14 protein-coding genes are annotated in these 15358 nt (G+C 73.6%); 6 read left to right on the top strand and 8 right to left on the bottom strand.

Translation table 11 applies throughout. The annotated features are described in order from the left end of the window. Positions 1–37 precede the first annotated feature (37 nt). Positions 38–457 carry a VOC family protein gene (locus ACNAVT_RS23630; protein ID WP_416299341.1) on the top strand — a complete coding sequence of 140 codons (420 nt, stop codon included), beginning with the start codon at positions 38–40 and terminating at the stop codon, positions 455–457. A gap of 12 nt (positions 458–469) precedes the next feature. Continuing rightward, entirely contained in the window at positions 470–1132 is a 663-nt protein-coding gene (locus ACNAVT_RS23625) for a DUF998 domain-containing protein (RefSeq protein WP_416299340.1), read from the top strand. Between the two features lie 100 nt (positions 1133–1232). Here the strand turns inward: ACNAVT_RS23625 and ACNAVT_RS23620 are convergent, their stop codons facing one another. Further along, positions 1233–1766, bottom strand: a complete 534-nt coding sequence (locus ACNAVT_RS23620; protein WP_416299339.1) for a hypothetical protein — start codon at positions 1764–1766, stop codon at positions 1233–1235. A 170-nt stretch (positions 1767–1936) separates the two neighbouring features. Between ACNAVT_RS23620 and ACNAVT_RS23615 the strand changes: the two genes are divergently transcribed. After that, entirely contained in the window at positions 1937–4342 is a 2406-nt protein-coding gene (locus tag ACNAVT_RS23615) for a M4 family metallopeptidase (protein WP_416299338.1), read from the top strand. A 98-nt stretch (positions 4343–4440) separates the two neighbouring features. Continuing rightward, positions 4441–5208, top strand: a complete 768-nt coding sequence (locus tag ACNAVT_RS23610; RefSeq protein ID WP_416299337.1) for an enoyl-CoA hydratase/isomerase family protein — start codon at positions 4441–4443, stop codon at positions 5206–5208. 122 nt (positions 5209–5330) lie between these two features. On the opposite strand, the gene ACNAVT_RS23605 is transcribed toward ACNAVT_RS23610, so the two are convergent. From ACNAVT_RS23605 to ACNAVT_RS23595, 3 genes are all read right to left on the bottom strand, one after another. After that, entirely contained in the window at positions 5331–5774 is a 444-nt protein-coding gene (locus tag ACNAVT_RS23605; protein WP_416299336.1) for an HNH endonuclease, read from the bottom strand. A gap of 260 nt (positions 5775–6034) precedes the next feature. Further along, the gene (locus ACNAVT_RS23600) at positions 6035–7558 is read right to left on the bottom strand and encodes an FAD-dependent oxidoreductase (RefSeq protein WP_416299335.1); all 1524 of its coding nucleotides are present in this window, start codon (positions 7556–7558) and stop codon (positions 6035–6037) included. A gap of 16 nt (positions 7559–7574) precedes the next feature. Further along, positions 7575–8054: an MSMEG_6728 family protein gene (locus ACNAVT_RS23595; RefSeq protein WP_416299334.1), complete on the bottom strand. Its 480-nt coding sequence runs from the start codon at positions 8052–8054 to the stop codon at positions 7575–7577. An 87-nt stretch (positions 8055–8141) separates the two neighbouring features. Between ACNAVT_RS23595 and ACNAVT_RS23590 the strand changes: the two genes are divergently transcribed. Further along, the gene (locus ACNAVT_RS23590) at positions 8142–9920 is read left to right on the top strand and encodes an NAD-binding protein (protein WP_416299333.1); all 1779 of its coding nucleotides are present in this window, start codon (positions 8142–8144) and stop codon (positions 9918–9920) included. A gap of 16 nt (positions 9921–9936) precedes the next feature. Here the strand turns inward: ACNAVT_RS23590 and ACNAVT_RS23585 are convergent, their stop codons facing one another. Continuing rightward, complete coding sequence (locus tag ACNAVT_RS23585; RefSeq protein ID WP_416299397.1) at positions 9937–10674, bottom strand: phosphatase PAP2 family protein; 738 nt, start codon at positions 10672–10674, stop codon at positions 9937–9939. 141 nt (positions 10675–10815) lie between these two features. Between ACNAVT_RS23585 and ACNAVT_RS23580 the strand changes: the two genes are divergently transcribed. Next, on the top strand, positions 10816–12027 hold the full coding sequence (locus tag ACNAVT_RS23580; protein WP_416299332.1) for a DUF4032 domain-containing protein: 1212 nt from the start codon (positions 10816–10818) through the stop codon (positions 12025–12027). Positions 12028–12296: 269 nt separating this feature from the next. On the opposite strand, the gene nagA is transcribed toward ACNAVT_RS23580, so the two are convergent. Genes nagA through ACNAVT_RS23565 form a run of 3 tightly spaced genes read right to left on the bottom strand, consistent with a single transcriptional unit; the run spans position 12297 to position 15271 of the window. Further along, entirely contained in the window at positions 12297–13406 is a 1110-nt protein-coding gene (gene nagA, locus ACNAVT_RS23575; RefSeq protein ID WP_416299331.1) for an N-acetylglucosamine-6-phosphate deacetylase, read from the bottom strand. An 18-nt stretch (positions 13407–13424) separates the two neighbouring features. Further along, a complete protein-coding gene (locus ACNAVT_RS23570; protein WP_416299330.1) occupies positions 13425–14345 on the bottom strand; it encodes an ROK family protein in 921 nt (306 codons plus the stop codon). After that, complete coding sequence (locus ACNAVT_RS23565; RefSeq protein WP_416299329.1) at positions 14342–15271, bottom strand: SIS domain-containing protein; 930 nt, start codon at positions 15269–15271, stop codon at positions 14342–14344. The genes ACNAVT_RS23570 and ACNAVT_RS23565 overlap by 4 nt, the downstream gene beginning before the upstream one ends. Between the last annotated feature and the right edge of the window lie 87 nt (positions 15272–15358).

The raw sequence follows: 15358 nt of genomic DNA, 5'->3' as shown, positions 1-15358 counted from the left end.
AAGCGGCGGGTCGGCGGTCTGGCCTAGCGTCTTCGGCATGACGATGAACGCGATTTCCCGCTCCCAGATCTACGTCCTCGACCAGGACGAGGCCCTCGACTTCTACGTCGGCAAGCTCGGCATGGAGGTCAACACGGACGCGGACCTCGGCTTCATGCGCTGGCTCACGGTCAACCTGCCCGGCGACCCGGAGCGCGAGGTCCTGCTGGAGAAGCCCGGGCCCCCGGCCCTCGACCCGGCCACCGCCGAGCAGGTCCGCGAGTTGCTCACCAAGGGGGCGCTCGGCGGCCACCTCTTCATGACCACGGACGACGCCCACAAGACGTACGAGGACCTGGTGGCGAAGGGCGTGGACGTCTACGACGAGCCGACCGAGCAGTCGTACGGCATCGACTTCGGCATCCGGGACCCGTTCGGCAACAAGATCCGGATCGGCCAGATGTTCCCGCGGGCCTGAGGGAGCGGTCCGGTGACCGAGACGATCGAACGGTCTGCGGCCCGGGTGACCGGGGAGCGGGCCCTGCTCATGGGCGGCGTCCTGGCGGGCCCGCTCTGGGTGGCGGTCGCGCTGGTCCAGGCGCTGACCCGGGCGGGCTTCGACCCACGCCGGCACCCGGTGAGCGTGCTCAGCACCGGCGACCTGGGCTGGGTGCAGATCGCCAGTTTCGTGGTCGCCGGCCTGCTCTGCGTCGGGGCGGCCCTGGCCCTACGGCGGATCCCCCACCCCGGCCTCGGTCCGGTCAGTGGCCCCTGGTTGATCGGCCAGTACGGCGTCGGGCTGGTGCTGGCCGGGATCTTCGTGGCCGATCCGCTGGACGGCTTCCCGGCCGGTACGCCCCGCGGCCCGGGCGCGGTGAGCTGGCACGGAGTCGCCCACTTCGGGGCCGGGGCGGTCGCCTTCACGGCGCTGATCGCGGCCTGCCTGGTCGCCGCGCGCCGCTTCGCCCGGCGCGGTGAGCGCGGCTGGGCGACGTACAGCGGAGTGACCGGGGGCTTCTTCGCGGCTGCCTGGCTGGCCCTGATGGCCGGTGGGCACCCGGTGGCGATGGTGGCCTTCGCGGTGGCCGTGGTGGCCGGCTGGGGCTGGGTGTCGACCACGCTGCGGCGGGCGCTGCGCGAGGCGGTCGCCTGAGCGCGGACCCCCGCCTGATTCACGGAAAGGGGTCATCCCGGTGCGGATGACCACTCTTTCCGTGAATTTGGGCGATTCCCGGGTGGCGCGGGCGGGGTTGTCAGTCGATGAGGCCGGTGAGCAGTTCGACCACGGCGGCGGTGGCGGCGGGGGGCGTGACCTCCGGCGGGCAGTCCACGTAGCCGGTGGTCACCGCGCCCACGGTGAGCCGGTACGTGAAGGCGTCCGCGCACATGGTCGTCATGGTGGCGGACGCCTCGGCGAGCAGGCGCCGGTCGGCGGTGAGCTGCCGCAGCCGGTTCAGGTCCGCAGGGCTGAGCTGGCCGGTACGGGAGGCGCCGGCCCGGTCGACCTTGGTCCAGTGTCCGTCGGGCGCCACGGTCAGGGTGTCCTCCAGCCCGACGATCCCACCGGACTTGGTCAGCACCACGTCGACGCCGGGGCGGCCCGGCGAACCGGTGTCGGTGGCCGCGGTGGTCGGGGCGGCGGGAGTGGCCGGGGCGGTGGTGGCGCCGGCCTGGGCGGCGGTGGCCTGGCCGGTCTCCGTGGCGGTGGTCCCGTCGGTCTGCGCGCAACCGGCGAGTGGGGTGAGAAGCACGGCGAGGACGACCGCCGCGACGGGGGTTGATCTCATGCCGATGGGACGCACGGCGGGGTCACGCGGTTCCAGCCACCTGCACCGCCTCGTCCGAACGGTCAATGTCCCCGGCAGGAAACGCGCGCCCTCTTCCGCTTTCCTCGTTGTATCGCTATATCTACATCCGTGACTACCCCCGTCACAACTTTCCCCCGTCGGGAGGGCTCGTGAAAAGACCTCTTGCCGCCGTCAGCGCAGCTCTGCTCATCAGCGGCGTGCTGACCTGCGTCACCACCACGGCGTACGCGGCACCCCCCAGCGCCCCTGCCTCGCAATCCGCCGCCGATCGTGCGGACGGCCTGCTCCGTGCCCACCCCGGTGCCGTTCAGGGCGCCAGCGGGGAGGCGTACCAGGCCGTCCGCACCAAGGTGGACCCCTCCGGGGCCACCCACACCCGGTACACCCGGACCTATCACGGCCTGCGCGTCTACGGCGGTGATTTCGTCATCCACGCCGCCCCGAACGGCGCCATGACCGCCGCGTCGGTCGGCCTGGTCGCGCCGCTCACCCTGGGCACCACCGCCAAGATCAGCTCGGCCGCGGCCAAGGACAGCGCGCGCAGGGCGTTCTCCGGCACGCTCACCGAGGTGGGCGCTCCGGAGCTCTTCGTGGATGCCAGCTCCGGCAAGGGCCGCCTGGCCTGGGAGACCGTCGCCTCCGGCTGGAAGGCCGACAAGCAGACCCCGTCCAAGCTGCACGTCATCACCGACGCGACCACGGGCAGGACGATCGGCTCGTACGACGAGATCGAGTCGGTCGCCGGCACCGGCAACAGCATCTACTCCGGCACGGTCAGCGTCGACACCACGCTCTCCGGCAGCACCTACCAGATGGTCGACCCGTCGCACGGCAACGGGCGCACCTGCGACATGAACAACACCACCACCGGCACCTGCACCACCTTCACCGACGCCGACAACACCTGGGGCACCGGGGCGAACTCCAGCCGGCAGTCCGCCGGCGTCGACGCCCACTTCGGCGCGGCGAAGACGTTCGACTACTTCAAGAACGTGCACGGCCGCAACGGCATCTTCGGCAACGGCGCCGGCGTGCCGAGCCGGGTGCACTACGGCAGCAACTACGTCAACGCCTACTGGGACGGCTCCCAGATGACCTACGGCGACGGCTCCGGCAACTCCCGCCCGCTGGTCGCCTTGGACGTGGCCGGCCACGAGATGAGCCACGGCGTCACCGAGAACGTGGTGACGGGCGGTCTGACCTACTCCGGTGAGTCGGGCGGTCTCAACGAGGCCACCAGCGACATCTTCGGCACGATGGTCGAGTTCTACGCCAACGCGCCGAGCGACCCGGGCGACTACCAGATCGGCGAGAAGATCAACATCAACGGCAACGGAACCCCGCTGCGTTACATGTACAACCCGTCGCTGGACGGCTCCTCGCACTCCTGCTGGTCCACCTCGACCAAGAACGTCGACGTGCACTACTCGTCCGGCCCGGCCAACCACTTCTTCTTCAACCTCGCCGAGGGCACCGGCTCGACCGCGTACGGCACCTCGCCGGTCTGCGGCTCCGCCCCGGCGGTGACCGGCATCGGCCGGGCCAAGGCGGAGAAGATCTGGTACCGGGCGCTCGACGTGTACTTCACCTCGAACACCTCGTACGTCAACACCAGCAACCCCGCGAACACCGCCCGGGCCTACACCCTCAGGGCGGCGACCGACCTGTACGGCAGCTGTTCCACCGAGTACAAGACCGTCCAGGCCGCGTGGACCGCGGTGAACGTGGCCGGCAACGACGCGCCCTGCGGCTCGACCGGCAACGACTTCTCCGTCTCGCTCTCGCCGACCTCCGGCTCGGTGACCGCGGGTAACGCCGTCTCCACCACCGCGTCGACCGCGACCACCAGCGGGACCGCGCAGACCGTGACGTTCTCCGCGTCCGGCCTGCCGAGCGGCGCCACCGCGTCGTTCAGCCCGTCCTCGGTGACCTCGGGCGGCTCGTCCACCCTCACCATCAGCACCACGTCGGGCACCGCGCCCGGCACCTACTCGGTCACGGTCACCGGCACCGGCACCTCGGCGACCCACACCGCGACCTACACGCTGACCGTGAACGGCAGCGGCGGCGGCTGCACCGGCGCCGGCCAGAAGCTGGGCAACCCCGGCTTCGAGTCCGGCAACACCGTCTGGACGGCCTCGTCCGGCGTCATCGGCCAGTACGGCTCCAGCGGCCAACCGACCCACGGCGGCACCTGGAACGCCTGGATGGACGGCTACGGCACCACCCACACCGACACGCTCTCCCAGTCGGTGAGCCTGCCGGCCGGCTGCACCTCGTACAACTTCAGCTTCTGGCTGCACATCGACAGTGCCGAGACGACCACCATCTCCGCGTACGACACGCTCAAGGTGCAGGTGCTCAACTCCTCCGGGACGGTGCTGGCGACCCTGGCCACCTACTCGAACCTGAACAAGGCCGCCGGGTACAGCCAGAAGTCGTTCTCGCTGGCCGCGTACGCCGGCCAGACCGTCACCCTGAAGTTCACCGCCGCCGAGGACATCCTGTACCAGACGTCCTTCGTGGTTGACGACACCGCGGTCAACGTCTCCTGACCTGACCGAACCGTCGGCGGGCCCGGCGGCCACCCCACGCGGGTGGTCGTCGGGCCCGCGCCGCTATGGTCGGCCGACCGGCGGCGAAGGGGAGAGACATGTCGGACGCGGAGCTGACCGTCACGGTGACCGGGGCGGTGGCGACCGTGGTGATCCGGAACCCGGCCCGCCGCAATGCGATGACCCCGACCATGTGGCGGCAGCTCCCGGTGCTGCTCGACGGCCTGGAGGCGGACCCGGCGGTGCACGCGCTGGTGCTCACCGGCACCGGCGGCACGTTCTGCGCCGGCGCCGACCTCGGCGACCTGGACGAGCTGCTGGAGGCCGGTGACGGCAGCATCGCGGTCGCCGCCGAGGAGCGGCTGGCGGCCTTCGCGAAGCCCACCGTTGCCGCGATCGAGGGTGCCTGCGTCGGCGGGGGGTGCCAGCTCGCCGTCGCCTGTGACCTGCGGTTCGCCGCGGCGGACGCCCGGTTCGGCGTGCCCCCGGCGCGGTTGGGGCTGGTCTATCCCGCGCCGACCACCCGGCGGCTGGCCCGCCTGGTCGGTCCGTCCGCCGCCAAGCACCTGCTGTTCACCAGCGAGCTGGTCGACGCCGAGCGGGCGCTGCGGATCGGCCTGGTCGACGAGGTGCTGCCGGCCGACGCGCTGGCCGCCCGGGTGGCGGCGGTCATCACCACCGTCGCCACGCGCTCCCGACTCACCGTCGCGGCGGCCAAGGAGATCATCGACGGGCGCGCCGACGACGCGCGGATCGCCTGGTGGCACGGGCAGGTCCGGGCCAGCGGCGAGGCCCGCGAGGGGGTGGCGGCGGTCAACGAGCGCCGGCCGCCGCGCTTCGGCTGGACGCCGCCCGGCCGTCCCTGACCGCCACCCTGACGAGGCGGGGGTGCGGACCGTACCCGCACCCCCGCTCCGTTCCGGGACCGGCGGACGCCGCGCCGGAGGCGTACCTCCGACGCGGCCCCCTGTGCCCGCCGGCCGGCCCGTCACCGCGCGGCGAGCGAGGCCCAACTCGGCGACACAGGCTCGCGCCGCAGCGGCATGCCCGCCTCGGCCGGTGTCAGGTCGCCCTTGCGCTGGTTGCACTCGTAGCAGGCGGCGGTGGTGTTCTTCCAGGTGTTCCGGCCGCCGCGCGAGCGGGGCAGGATGTGGTCGATGGTGCTGGCCGGGGCGTCGCAGTAGGCGCAGCGCCAGCGGTCGCGGCGCAGCACCCCGTGCCGGGACCAAGCCGGACCGGCGCTGAACCGCCAGCGGGTGACGACGTACCGGACGAGGCGGACCACCCGCGGGACCGGGAAGATCCCGATCACCTGGTCCGGCTCGGCCTCATGGATCTCGGCGACCCGCCGGCAGAGCATCCGGATCGCGTGCTGGACGGTGACCCGGTGCAGCGGGCCGAGGTCGGCGTTGACGACGAGGACGGCATCCACCGGGCTCTCCCTTCACGATCGGTGGTGGGCAGCAAAAAGCCGCCCGGTCGGTGGCGACGGGGCGGCTGCGGCGCGTACGGGCGTACGCGTCAGTCGGGCCACCCGGCACGGGGACCTTCGGCTCGGCAACCGGCGCTGAGCAGCCACGACGGCATGGTGACGCGGTGCGGCAGCGACATCGACGGCTCCCGGAGCGGTGGTTGACCTTGCGCGATCACGGTAGATGCGCACCGGAGAGGCGGGCAACGCATTTCGATTTCCTAGCGGCCCAGTAGGCCGCGGGGCCGGACCGAGAGGACCGGTTCGGCCGCCGCGCCCGCCGTTCGCAGGATGTGGTTCGCGGCGATGATCCCGGTCGCCGCCGCCCGTTCCATCAGCGCGCTCGGGAAGTCCGTCCGGATCCCGTCGCCGGCCAGGTAGAGGCCGCTGGCGTCGGTGCACACCCCCGGACGCCCGGCGTGGCTGCCCGGAGCGAACGCCGCCGCCTTCGCCTCCACCCGGGCGCGCAGTTCGCGGACCCGCAGATGGGCTGCCTCCGGCCAGAGCGCGGTCAGCTCGACCCGCATCCGCTCACCCAGCTCCTCCGCCGGCACATCCGGCTCGCAGGCGTACGCGTGCAGCTCGACCACCGAGCCGCCGGTGCGCCGCGCCCAGCGGCGCGGCTCGTCCTCCAGCCGGTGGTAGAGGGTGACCGAGTCCAGAGTCGCCTGCCGGGAGACCCCGCTGAACGCCGCCCGGTCCGGGTGGACGTCGCCGTCCATCCAGTAGCGCGCCACCGCGTACGGCGGGCCGGGCCGGCCGAACGCGGGCATCCGCGCCACCAGCCAGGGGGCGGCCGCGACCAGGCCGGGCGAGGCGGTGACCAGCCGGGCGAGCGCGGGCGGGTCGACGGCGAGCACCACGTGCCCGGCCTCGTGGCCCGCACCGTCGGCGGTGGTCACCCGCCAGCCGTCCGGGATCCGGTCCAGCCGGGCCGCAGTCGTGCCGGTATGCACCCGGCCACCGTGCCGGCACAGGTGCCGGGCCAACGGCTCCCAGATCGCCGTCGCGTAGTCCTGATCCGGGCAGTCGAAGGCCAGCCCCTCCGGGTTGCCGAGCAGATAGAAGTGGAACTGGGCGATCAACTCGGCGGCCGACATCTCCGCCTCGTGGTTGAAGAACGAGTGGGCGAAGACCTCGAAGAGCATCGCCCGTGCCCGGTCCGGCAGCCGGAGCGAGGTGAGCAGGTCGTCGGCGGTCCGCCCGTCGAACTCGGCGTAGGTCCGCACCGGGTGGTAGGCGAGCAGCGGCAGCGCGGCGTCCCGGTCCATCGCGCGCAGGTCGGCCAGGCGAACGCTCGGGCTGCGCAGCAGCAGGGCGAGCAGGTTGGCCGGCGGCGCGGGCGGCAGCCGGCCGAACTCCTCGGCGGGCCACCGGGCGGACAGCACCGGATAGCCGGGGACCGGCTTGAGGAAGCCCAGGGCGGGGTCGACCCGCCGCAGGATCGCCCGCCAGTTGTAGTACTGCCGGAAGAAGGCGTGGAAGCCGCGCTCGTTGCGCTGCGTGCCGTCCGGCAGCTCCTCCGGCCAGGCGCCGAGCCGGCCGCCCAGGGTGGGCGCCGCCTCCAGCACGGTCACGTCCACCCCGCGTTCGGCCAGCACCACCGCCGCCGACACGCCGGCGATGCCGCCGCCGACCACCACCGCCCGCACCAGGCGCGGCACGCGCGGGGCGCCACCACCGCCCGGATCCACCACGTGCTGTCGTACGCCGATGAGCCGACCGGCCACTCGTGACAGCGCCACCACGTGGATGCTCCCCTCAGACCAGGCAGCGGCGGGGGCGGTCCGAGGCGGGCCAGACGTACGCCAGGTCGAGCGGGACGTCACGGAACTGCGGCCCGTAGTGCGCCGGGTCCTTGCGCAGCAGCGACGACCGGTGGCTGCGATGCAGATCCTCCCGGCCCAGCCAGGGCGGCAGCTCGCCGGCCCCGGCCAGCTCCGCCTGAGTCCGCACGGTGGCAATGCCGCAGGCGGACGCGAGATCGACGGTCATCGTGGCTGCACAGGTGTCCGCGCGGCCCGGCTCGCACCACACGGCGCACATGTCCAGCCCGTACCGGGTCAGCGCCTCCTCGTACCCGGCCCACATCTTCACCGCCGGGTGGTTCCGCCAGCCGTAGTCCGGCCGGGTCAACCCGCGCAGCACCTGGATGGTCTCCACCCGCTGCTTGCCAAGTCGCCTCTGGTCCAACGCCCGGGCGCTCGTCAGGAAGTCCGGGTACGGGAGGAACGTCTGCACGGCGGTGCTCTACCCGTACCCGCGTCCACCATGCGTTCACGATCATCGGGGCTGCGCGCACTGCGAGCGGATGACTACCATCCGGACATGGCCGAGCCCCTGCGTGACCGCGCGCGTCGCGCCACCGGCTGGCGGCTCCGGATGAACGGCGACCGTCCCCACTACGTGGTCTGCGGCTCCGACCCGCTGGCGTACTGGGTGGTCCGGGCGCTGCTCGCCACCGAGTCGCCCACCGGGCGGATCCGGGTCACCCTGATCGTGCCCGGGCGACCCCGGGGCGACGGGCCGGACGGCCGCGACCTCGACGGGGTCCAGGTGGTCCTCACAGACCGGCTCGACGAGGCCGCCTTCCGCCGGGCCGGGCTGGCCGGCGCGGACGGGCTGGCCCTGCTGCACCAGGACGACGTGGGCAACATGCACGCCGCGCTCTGCGCCCAGGCAGTCGAGCCCCGGCTGCGCCTGGTGGTACGCATGTTCAACACCAGCCTGGCCAACGGCCTACGGCAGCTCTTCCCCGACTCGGCGATGCTCTCCGACGCCTCGATCGCCGCCCCGGCGTTCGTCGCCGCCGCGCTCGGCGAGCTGGCCCCCACCCACTTCCGGCACGACGGGCGCACCCTCTACGCGGCCCGCCGCGCCGACGTACCTCCACGGGACGTGCTCTGCGGCCTGGCCGTCACCACCGACCCGGACCTGGTCCGGGTGCTGCCCGCCGACGAGGAGACGGCCGACGTGGTGCTGGCCGAGGCGACCGGCCAACTGGCCGGCACCGAGCTGGCCGCCCGCCGGCTGGTCCGGGCCCGGCGGCGCCGGCAGCCCGTGGTGGTGCTGCTCCGCGCGATCCGCACTTTCGCCACCCGCAAGATCGGCGTGGCGGTGCTGGTGCTGCTCGCGATGATCGCCGTCCTCGGCTGGCTGAACTCCGGCGCCGCGCACGTGGGCTGGTCCGACGCCCTCTACCTCACCCTGGTCACCTCGTTGAGCGGGCAGGACCCCGACCTCGACAAGGGGGCCGCCGCCCAGATCATGCAGGTGGTGCTCACCCTGGCCGGGCTGGCGCTGATCCCGCTGATCACGGCGGCCGTGGTCGACGGCATCGTCAACGCCCGGCTCGCCCTGCACCACGGCCGGATCCAACCCGACCGCTCCGGCCACGTGGTGGTGGTCGGGCTGGGCAACATCGGCACCCGGGTGATGGCCCAGCTGCACGACTTCGGGGTCGAGGTGGTCGCGATCGACCGAAACCCCGACGCCCGCGGTACTCCGCTCGCGCACCGGCTCGGCGTACCGCTGATCGTCGGGGACGCCGGCCTCGAGGAGACGCTGCGGGCCGCCTCCCTCGACACCTGCCAGGCACTGGTGGTGGTTTCCACGGACGACGGCGCCAACCTGCGTGCCGCGCTGAACGCCCGCAGCCTCGACCCCGACCTGCGGGTGGTGCTGCGGCTGTTCGACGGCGACTTCGCCGAGCGGATCCAGCAGGCGTTCGGCATCGGTATCTCCCGCAGCGTGTCGTACCTGGCCGCGCCCGCGTTCGCGGCGGCGCTGCTGGACCGCGCGGTGATCGCCACCATCCCGGTCGGCCGGCACGCGCTGCTGGTCACCGAGGTGCCGGTGGTGGCCGGCTCGCCGCTGGACGGCCGTCCGCTCGCCGCGGTGGCTCGGCCCGGCGAGGTACGCCTGCTCGCGCACACCCGAGCCGGGCAGACCGACTGGTCCGTCGACAGGCGGATGGTGATCCAGGCGGGGGACCGGCTGACCGTGGTGGCCCGGCGGGCCGGCCTGACCGCCCTGCTCCGGGAGACCACGCCCGCACCCCCGCCCGAGCCCACCGGGATGCCGATGCCGAGGCAGCCGGAGGAGTGAGCGGGGCCAGGCGCGGTTAGGGGGCCGAGATGAACGGACGGTCCCACCTGCGTAGCGCGGCGGGCAACGGCACGTCGTCCCAGGGCGCCCGGTGCAGCAGGCGGTCCAGCAGCAGGCCGAGCAGCAGCCCGGCGACCGAGTCGGTCAGCCAGTGCCAGCCGAGGTACGTCGTGGTGCAGAGCACGATCACCGGCGGTATCACCCGGACCACGGAGATCAACCGGGGTGGCACCGCCCGACCGAACGTGCGCAGCAGCGGGGCCAGGAGCAGGGCGAGCACGCCGTACCAGACGATCGCGTTGGCCACGTGCCCCGACGGGTACGACTGGGCGAAGGCCACCGGCAGTTCGTGCTGGAACAGCGGCAACGTCTGGTCGGGCGGCAGGAACGGTTCCCTGACGCTGGCGCTGGGCGCCGGCCGCGCGGTCCACACCTTCAACGGCCCGATGGTCAGGTACGTCAGCACGAACCCGGCCACTGGTGGCAGCACCGGGCGGACCGAGCGGAGCCGGACCGCCACCAGCACGCCCAGCCCGGCCGCGAGGAGGGTCAGCGGGGTGCCCTGACCCAGGTAGTTGAGGATCATCGCGATCCATCGGGCGGCGGTCGGACGGTGGTCCGCGGCCCAGTCGGCGACCGCCCGGTCCACCCCGAAGAGGTGACCGGTGGCGAGCGCCGCGGTCAGGCCCACCAGGGCGGCGAGCAGCAGCCCGTCGAACCACCAGCCGGCCGGCCGGACGGGCCGGAGCCGCAGCCTCTCGCGTACCTCCGTGGTCTCCCGCACGCGACCACGCTACCGGCCGCCGGCAGCGCCGGGCCGGCGCGGGCATCGGCGGCTGTGTGTCGGCCCACGATGGGAAGCGCTCCGGCGGGTGCAGCCGTCAGACTGGTCCCCGTGCGGATCACCTCGGCCCTCGTCGACCCGGCGCTGCTGGACCTCCCCTGGTCGACCCCGCTGGAGGAGTGGCCGGCCCAGCATCTGGTCGCGTTGCCGCAGGGCATCTCGCGGCACATCGTGCGCTTCGTCCGCCTGGGCGACTACGTCTACGCGGTGAAGGAGACCGGCGAGCGGGTCGCCGAACGGGAGTACGACCTGCTCCGGGCCCTGGAGCGGATCGACTTCCCCTCGGTCGAGGCGATCGCGATCGTGGCCGACCGGCAGACCGACGACGGTGAGCCGCTGGACCCGGTGTTGATCACCCGGCACCTCCAGTTCTCGCTGCCGTACCGGGCGCTCTTCTCCCGGACGCTGCGGCCGGAGACCATGAACCGGCTGCTCGACGCGCTGGCGGTGCTGCTGGTCCGGATGCATCTGACCGGCTTCTTCTGGGGCGACTGCTCGCTGTCCAACACCCTGTTCCGCCGGGACGCCGGCGCCTTCGCCGCGTACCTGGTGGACGCCGAGACCGGGGCACTGCACCGCTCGCTCTCCAACGGCCAGCGCGGCGAGGACCTGGAGATCGCCCGGGTCAACATCTTCGGCGAGGCGCTGGACCTGCAGGCCGCCGGGCTGCTGCACGAGGCGATCGACCCGGAGGTGGTCTGCGAGGAGGTCGTGCAGCGGTACGAGCGGCTCTGGCACGAGATCACCTACGAGCAGCAGGTCGAGCGGGAGGCCCGGCACGACATCGAGGGGCGGATCCGCCGCCTCAACGAGCTGGGCTACGACGTCGCCGAGGTGGCCATGTCCACCGCCGACAACGGGCGCTACCTGGTTCGGCCCAAGGTGGTCGACGCCGGTTACCACACCCGTCGGCTGATTCGCCTCACCGGCTTGGACGCCGAGGAGAACCAGGCCCGCAGGCTCCTCAACGACCTGGACGCGTACCGGGTGGAGAGCGACCTGACCGACGAGCAGCAGGCGGCGCACCGCTGGCTCACCGAGGTGTTCGAGCCGGTGGTCCGGGCGGTCCCGGCGCACCTGCGCAGCAAGCTGGAACCGCAGGAGCTCTTCGCGCAGATCATCGAGCACAAGTGGCTGCTCTCCGAGCAGGCCGGCCGGGACGTCGGGATGCGCCACGCCGTGCAGTCGTACCTGTCGGACGTGCTGGTGCACCGCCCGGACGAGCAGGCCGTGCTCGGCGTCGAGGTCCCCGCCGCCGGCTGACGGCCGCCCTGCCGCGGCCTCCTGGCGGCGGCCGGCGCGGCGCCGTCAGCAGTGCGGGCGCCTGCGGTGCCAGGTGGTTGCTCATTGCCTACGAACTTGATGTCGTAAGTGATTCAGGCTGTGCGGCCCCGAACGGCCCGCTGGGCGCGGGTCTGCCGCGACGGCCATTTCCAGGTTGATTCATTCACGTCATCAAGTTCGTAGGCTCCGGCGGAGCACATCTGGCCGCAGCGGGCAGGGCCGGCGGCCACACAGGGCCGAGGCCGGCGTCAGTCCACCCAGGCGCCGGCGCGCATCACCCGGACCACGTTGAGGTCGTCGTCGAGGACGACCATGTCGGCCCGGAGCCCGGCCTGAAGCGCCCCGACCTGGGCGCCGAGGCCGATCGCCCGGGCCGGGGTGGTGGCGACCATGCGGCAGGCGTCCGGCAGCGCGACCCCCGCCGCGACGGCGTGCCGCAGGGCGGCATCCATGGTCAGGGTGCTGCCGGCGATAGCGCCGTCCCGGCTCAGCCGGGCCACCCCGTCGGCCACCGTGACAGCCTGGCCACCCAGCTCGTACTCGCCGTCGGGCATGCCGGCGGCGGCCATCGCGTCGGTGATCAGGGCGGCCCGCTCCGGGCCGGCCACCGAGGCGGCGAAGCTCAGCATGCCGTCGTGCAGGTGCACCCCGTCGGCCACCAGCTCGCAGACCACGTTCGGCGCGTCGAGCAGGGCCACCACCGGACCGGGTTCCCGATGGTGCACCGGGCGCATCCCGTTGAACAGGTGGGTGCCGACGCTCGCGCCGGCCGCCACGGCGGCCCGGGTCTGCGCCCAGGTGGCGTCCGTGTGCCCGACCGCCGCCACCACGCCGTGCGACACGAGCAGCTTGATCGCCTCCAGCGCGCCGTCCCGCTCGGGGGCCAGGGTGACCATCCGGATCGCGCCGCCGCCCAGCTCGATCAGCTCGGCCAGTTCGTCGGTGGACGGATCGCGGAGGAACTCCGGATTCTGTGCGCCGCAGCGGTCCGCCGACAGGTACGGCCCTTCGAAGTGGATGCCGGCCAGCACACCGGATTCGACCAGCGGCCGGTACGCGGCGGTGGCCCTTCGCATCAGCTCGTGCGGGGAGCTGACCAGGCTGGCCAGCAGGGTGGTGGTGCCGTGGCGCAGGTGGAACGCGGCCGCCTCGCGGGCCGACCCGGGGTCACCGGTGGTGAACGTGTGCCCACCGCCGCCGTGGGTGTGCATGTCCACGAAACCCGGCACGATCCAGTGCCCGTCGCGCACCGACGGGTACTCGGCGACGCCACTGATCCGGTCAGCCCTGATTTCCACACAGCCCTGCCGGATCACGCCGGCCGGGGTCACCACCTTGCCGCTCACCCGCAGGGTCATCAGCTCTCCTCCACAGCGTCAGGGTCGGGCGTCCAGGGCGAGCAGGGCGGCGCCCAGGCAGCCGGCCTCGTCGCCGAGGGCCGCCGCCACCAGGCGCGGCTCCCGGTGGAAGGTCAGCCGTTCCCGCAGCGCCGCGCGCAGCGGGTCGAGCAGCCGCGGGCCGGCCTGGGCCAGCCCGCCGCCGACCACGATCATCGCGACGTCGTAGAGCGCCTGGGCGGTGGCCAGCCCGTCGGCGAGCGCCTCGACGGCCTCCCGCCAGACCCGGCCGGCCAACGGCTCGCCGGCCGCCGCCCGGTCCGCGACCTCGGCGGCCGTGGCCGGGGCACCGGACAGCTCGGCGTACCGGCGGCCGATCGCGGCGGCCGAGGCCACCGCCTCCAGGCAGCCGGGGCGGCCGCAGCCGCAGCGCGGGCCGTCGGGGCGTACCAGGATGTGGCCGATCTCGCCGGCGGCGCCGTGCGCGCCGGCGGCGGCCGACCCGCCGACCACGTGGGCGGCGGCGATGCCGGTGCCGATCGCGACGAAGAGCACGTGGCCGGCGTCGCGGCCGGCGCCCAGCCGGGCCTCCGCCAGGCCGCCCACCCGCACGTCGTGGCCGAGCGCCGTGGGCAGGCCGAGCCGCGTCCGCGCCAGCTCCCGCAGCGGTACGCCCCGGAAGCCCACGTTCGCCGACCAGACCGCCACTCCGCGGGCCTCGTCGACCACGCCCGGTACGGCGATCCCGCAGGCCACCGGGGTGAGCCCTTCGGCGCGCGCCTTGCCGGCCAGCGCCTCGGCGACGTCGAGGACGGTGCCGACCACCGCGTCCGGGCCGCGCGTCGCCTCCGTGGCGTGCCGTTCGGCGTGCACGGTGGTGCCGTCCGGGCGGACCAGGGCGCACTTCATCCCGGTGCCGCCCACGTCCAGTGCGACGACGACCTCGCCGCCTGGCGTCACGCGAGCACCACGGAGCGGGTCAGGTGCCGGGGGGCGTCCGGGTCGAGGCCGCGGCTGGTGGCCAGCGCGACGGCGAAGCGCTGGGCGAGGATCAGGTCGGCCATCGGGTCCACCGGGGTGCGGCCGGCCGCCCAGCTGGTCAGCACCGTGCGGCAACCGTGGGTACGGCTGTGCACGAAGGCGGCGCCGGTGGCGGCCACGTCCTCGGGCAGGCCGTCCGGGATCCCGCCGAACGCCCAGACCAGCCGGCCCGGGGCGGCGACCGAGATGGGGCCGTGCCGGTAGTCCATCGCCGGGTACGCCTCGGCCCAGAAGGTGGCCGCCTCCCGGCACTTCAGCGCGGCCTCCTGGGCGAGCCCGACCGTCCAGCCGCGACCGAGGAAGGTGACCTGCTCGATGCCGGCCGGGTCGATCGGCAGCGGAGCGCGGACGGCCACCTCGGCGTCGGCGGCCAGCCGGCCCAGGTCGTCGCCGAGGTGAGCGCGGAGCAGGGCGAGCGCGGTGGTGGCGAAGCGGGTCTGCACGACGGAGCGTTCGTCGGCGAAGGGCATGGTCACTGCGGCGTCGGCCAGCTCGACGGCCGGGGAGACGGGGTCGCCGACCAGGACCGTCGCCGGGAGCTGGCCGCGCAGCCCGCCGAGCAGGTCCAGCATCTCGGTGGTGGTGCCGGAGCGGGTGATCGCGATGACCCGGTCGTAGCGGCGGCCGGCGGGGAACTCGCTGGCCTGGAAGGCGTCGGTCTCGCCCTGGCCGGCGCGCTCGCGCAGCCCGGCGTACGCCATGGCCATGAACCACGACGTGCCGCAACCGACGACGGCGACCCGCTCGCCGGGGAGCGGCAGGCGGTCGGCGACGGTCGGGGCGAGCTGCGCCGCCTTCCGCCAGCAGTCGGGCTGGCTCGCGATCTCCGCGTGCACGTACGCCATGACAACTCCTCGAAGGGGAGACCGTGCGCAATACGGCTCGTTATGACCGTCTTTCGCGCGTCATTCTGCGTGAGTCCGGGCGGTCGT

The sequence above is a fragment of the Micromonospora sp. SL4-19 genome, assembly GCF_047921475.1.
Classification (GTDB): Bacteria; Actinomycetota; Actinomycetes; order Mycobacteriales; family Micromonosporaceae; genus Micromonospora.
Note: the sequence above shows the minus strand (reverse complement) of the source record. Positions and strands in the feature narration are given on the sequence as shown.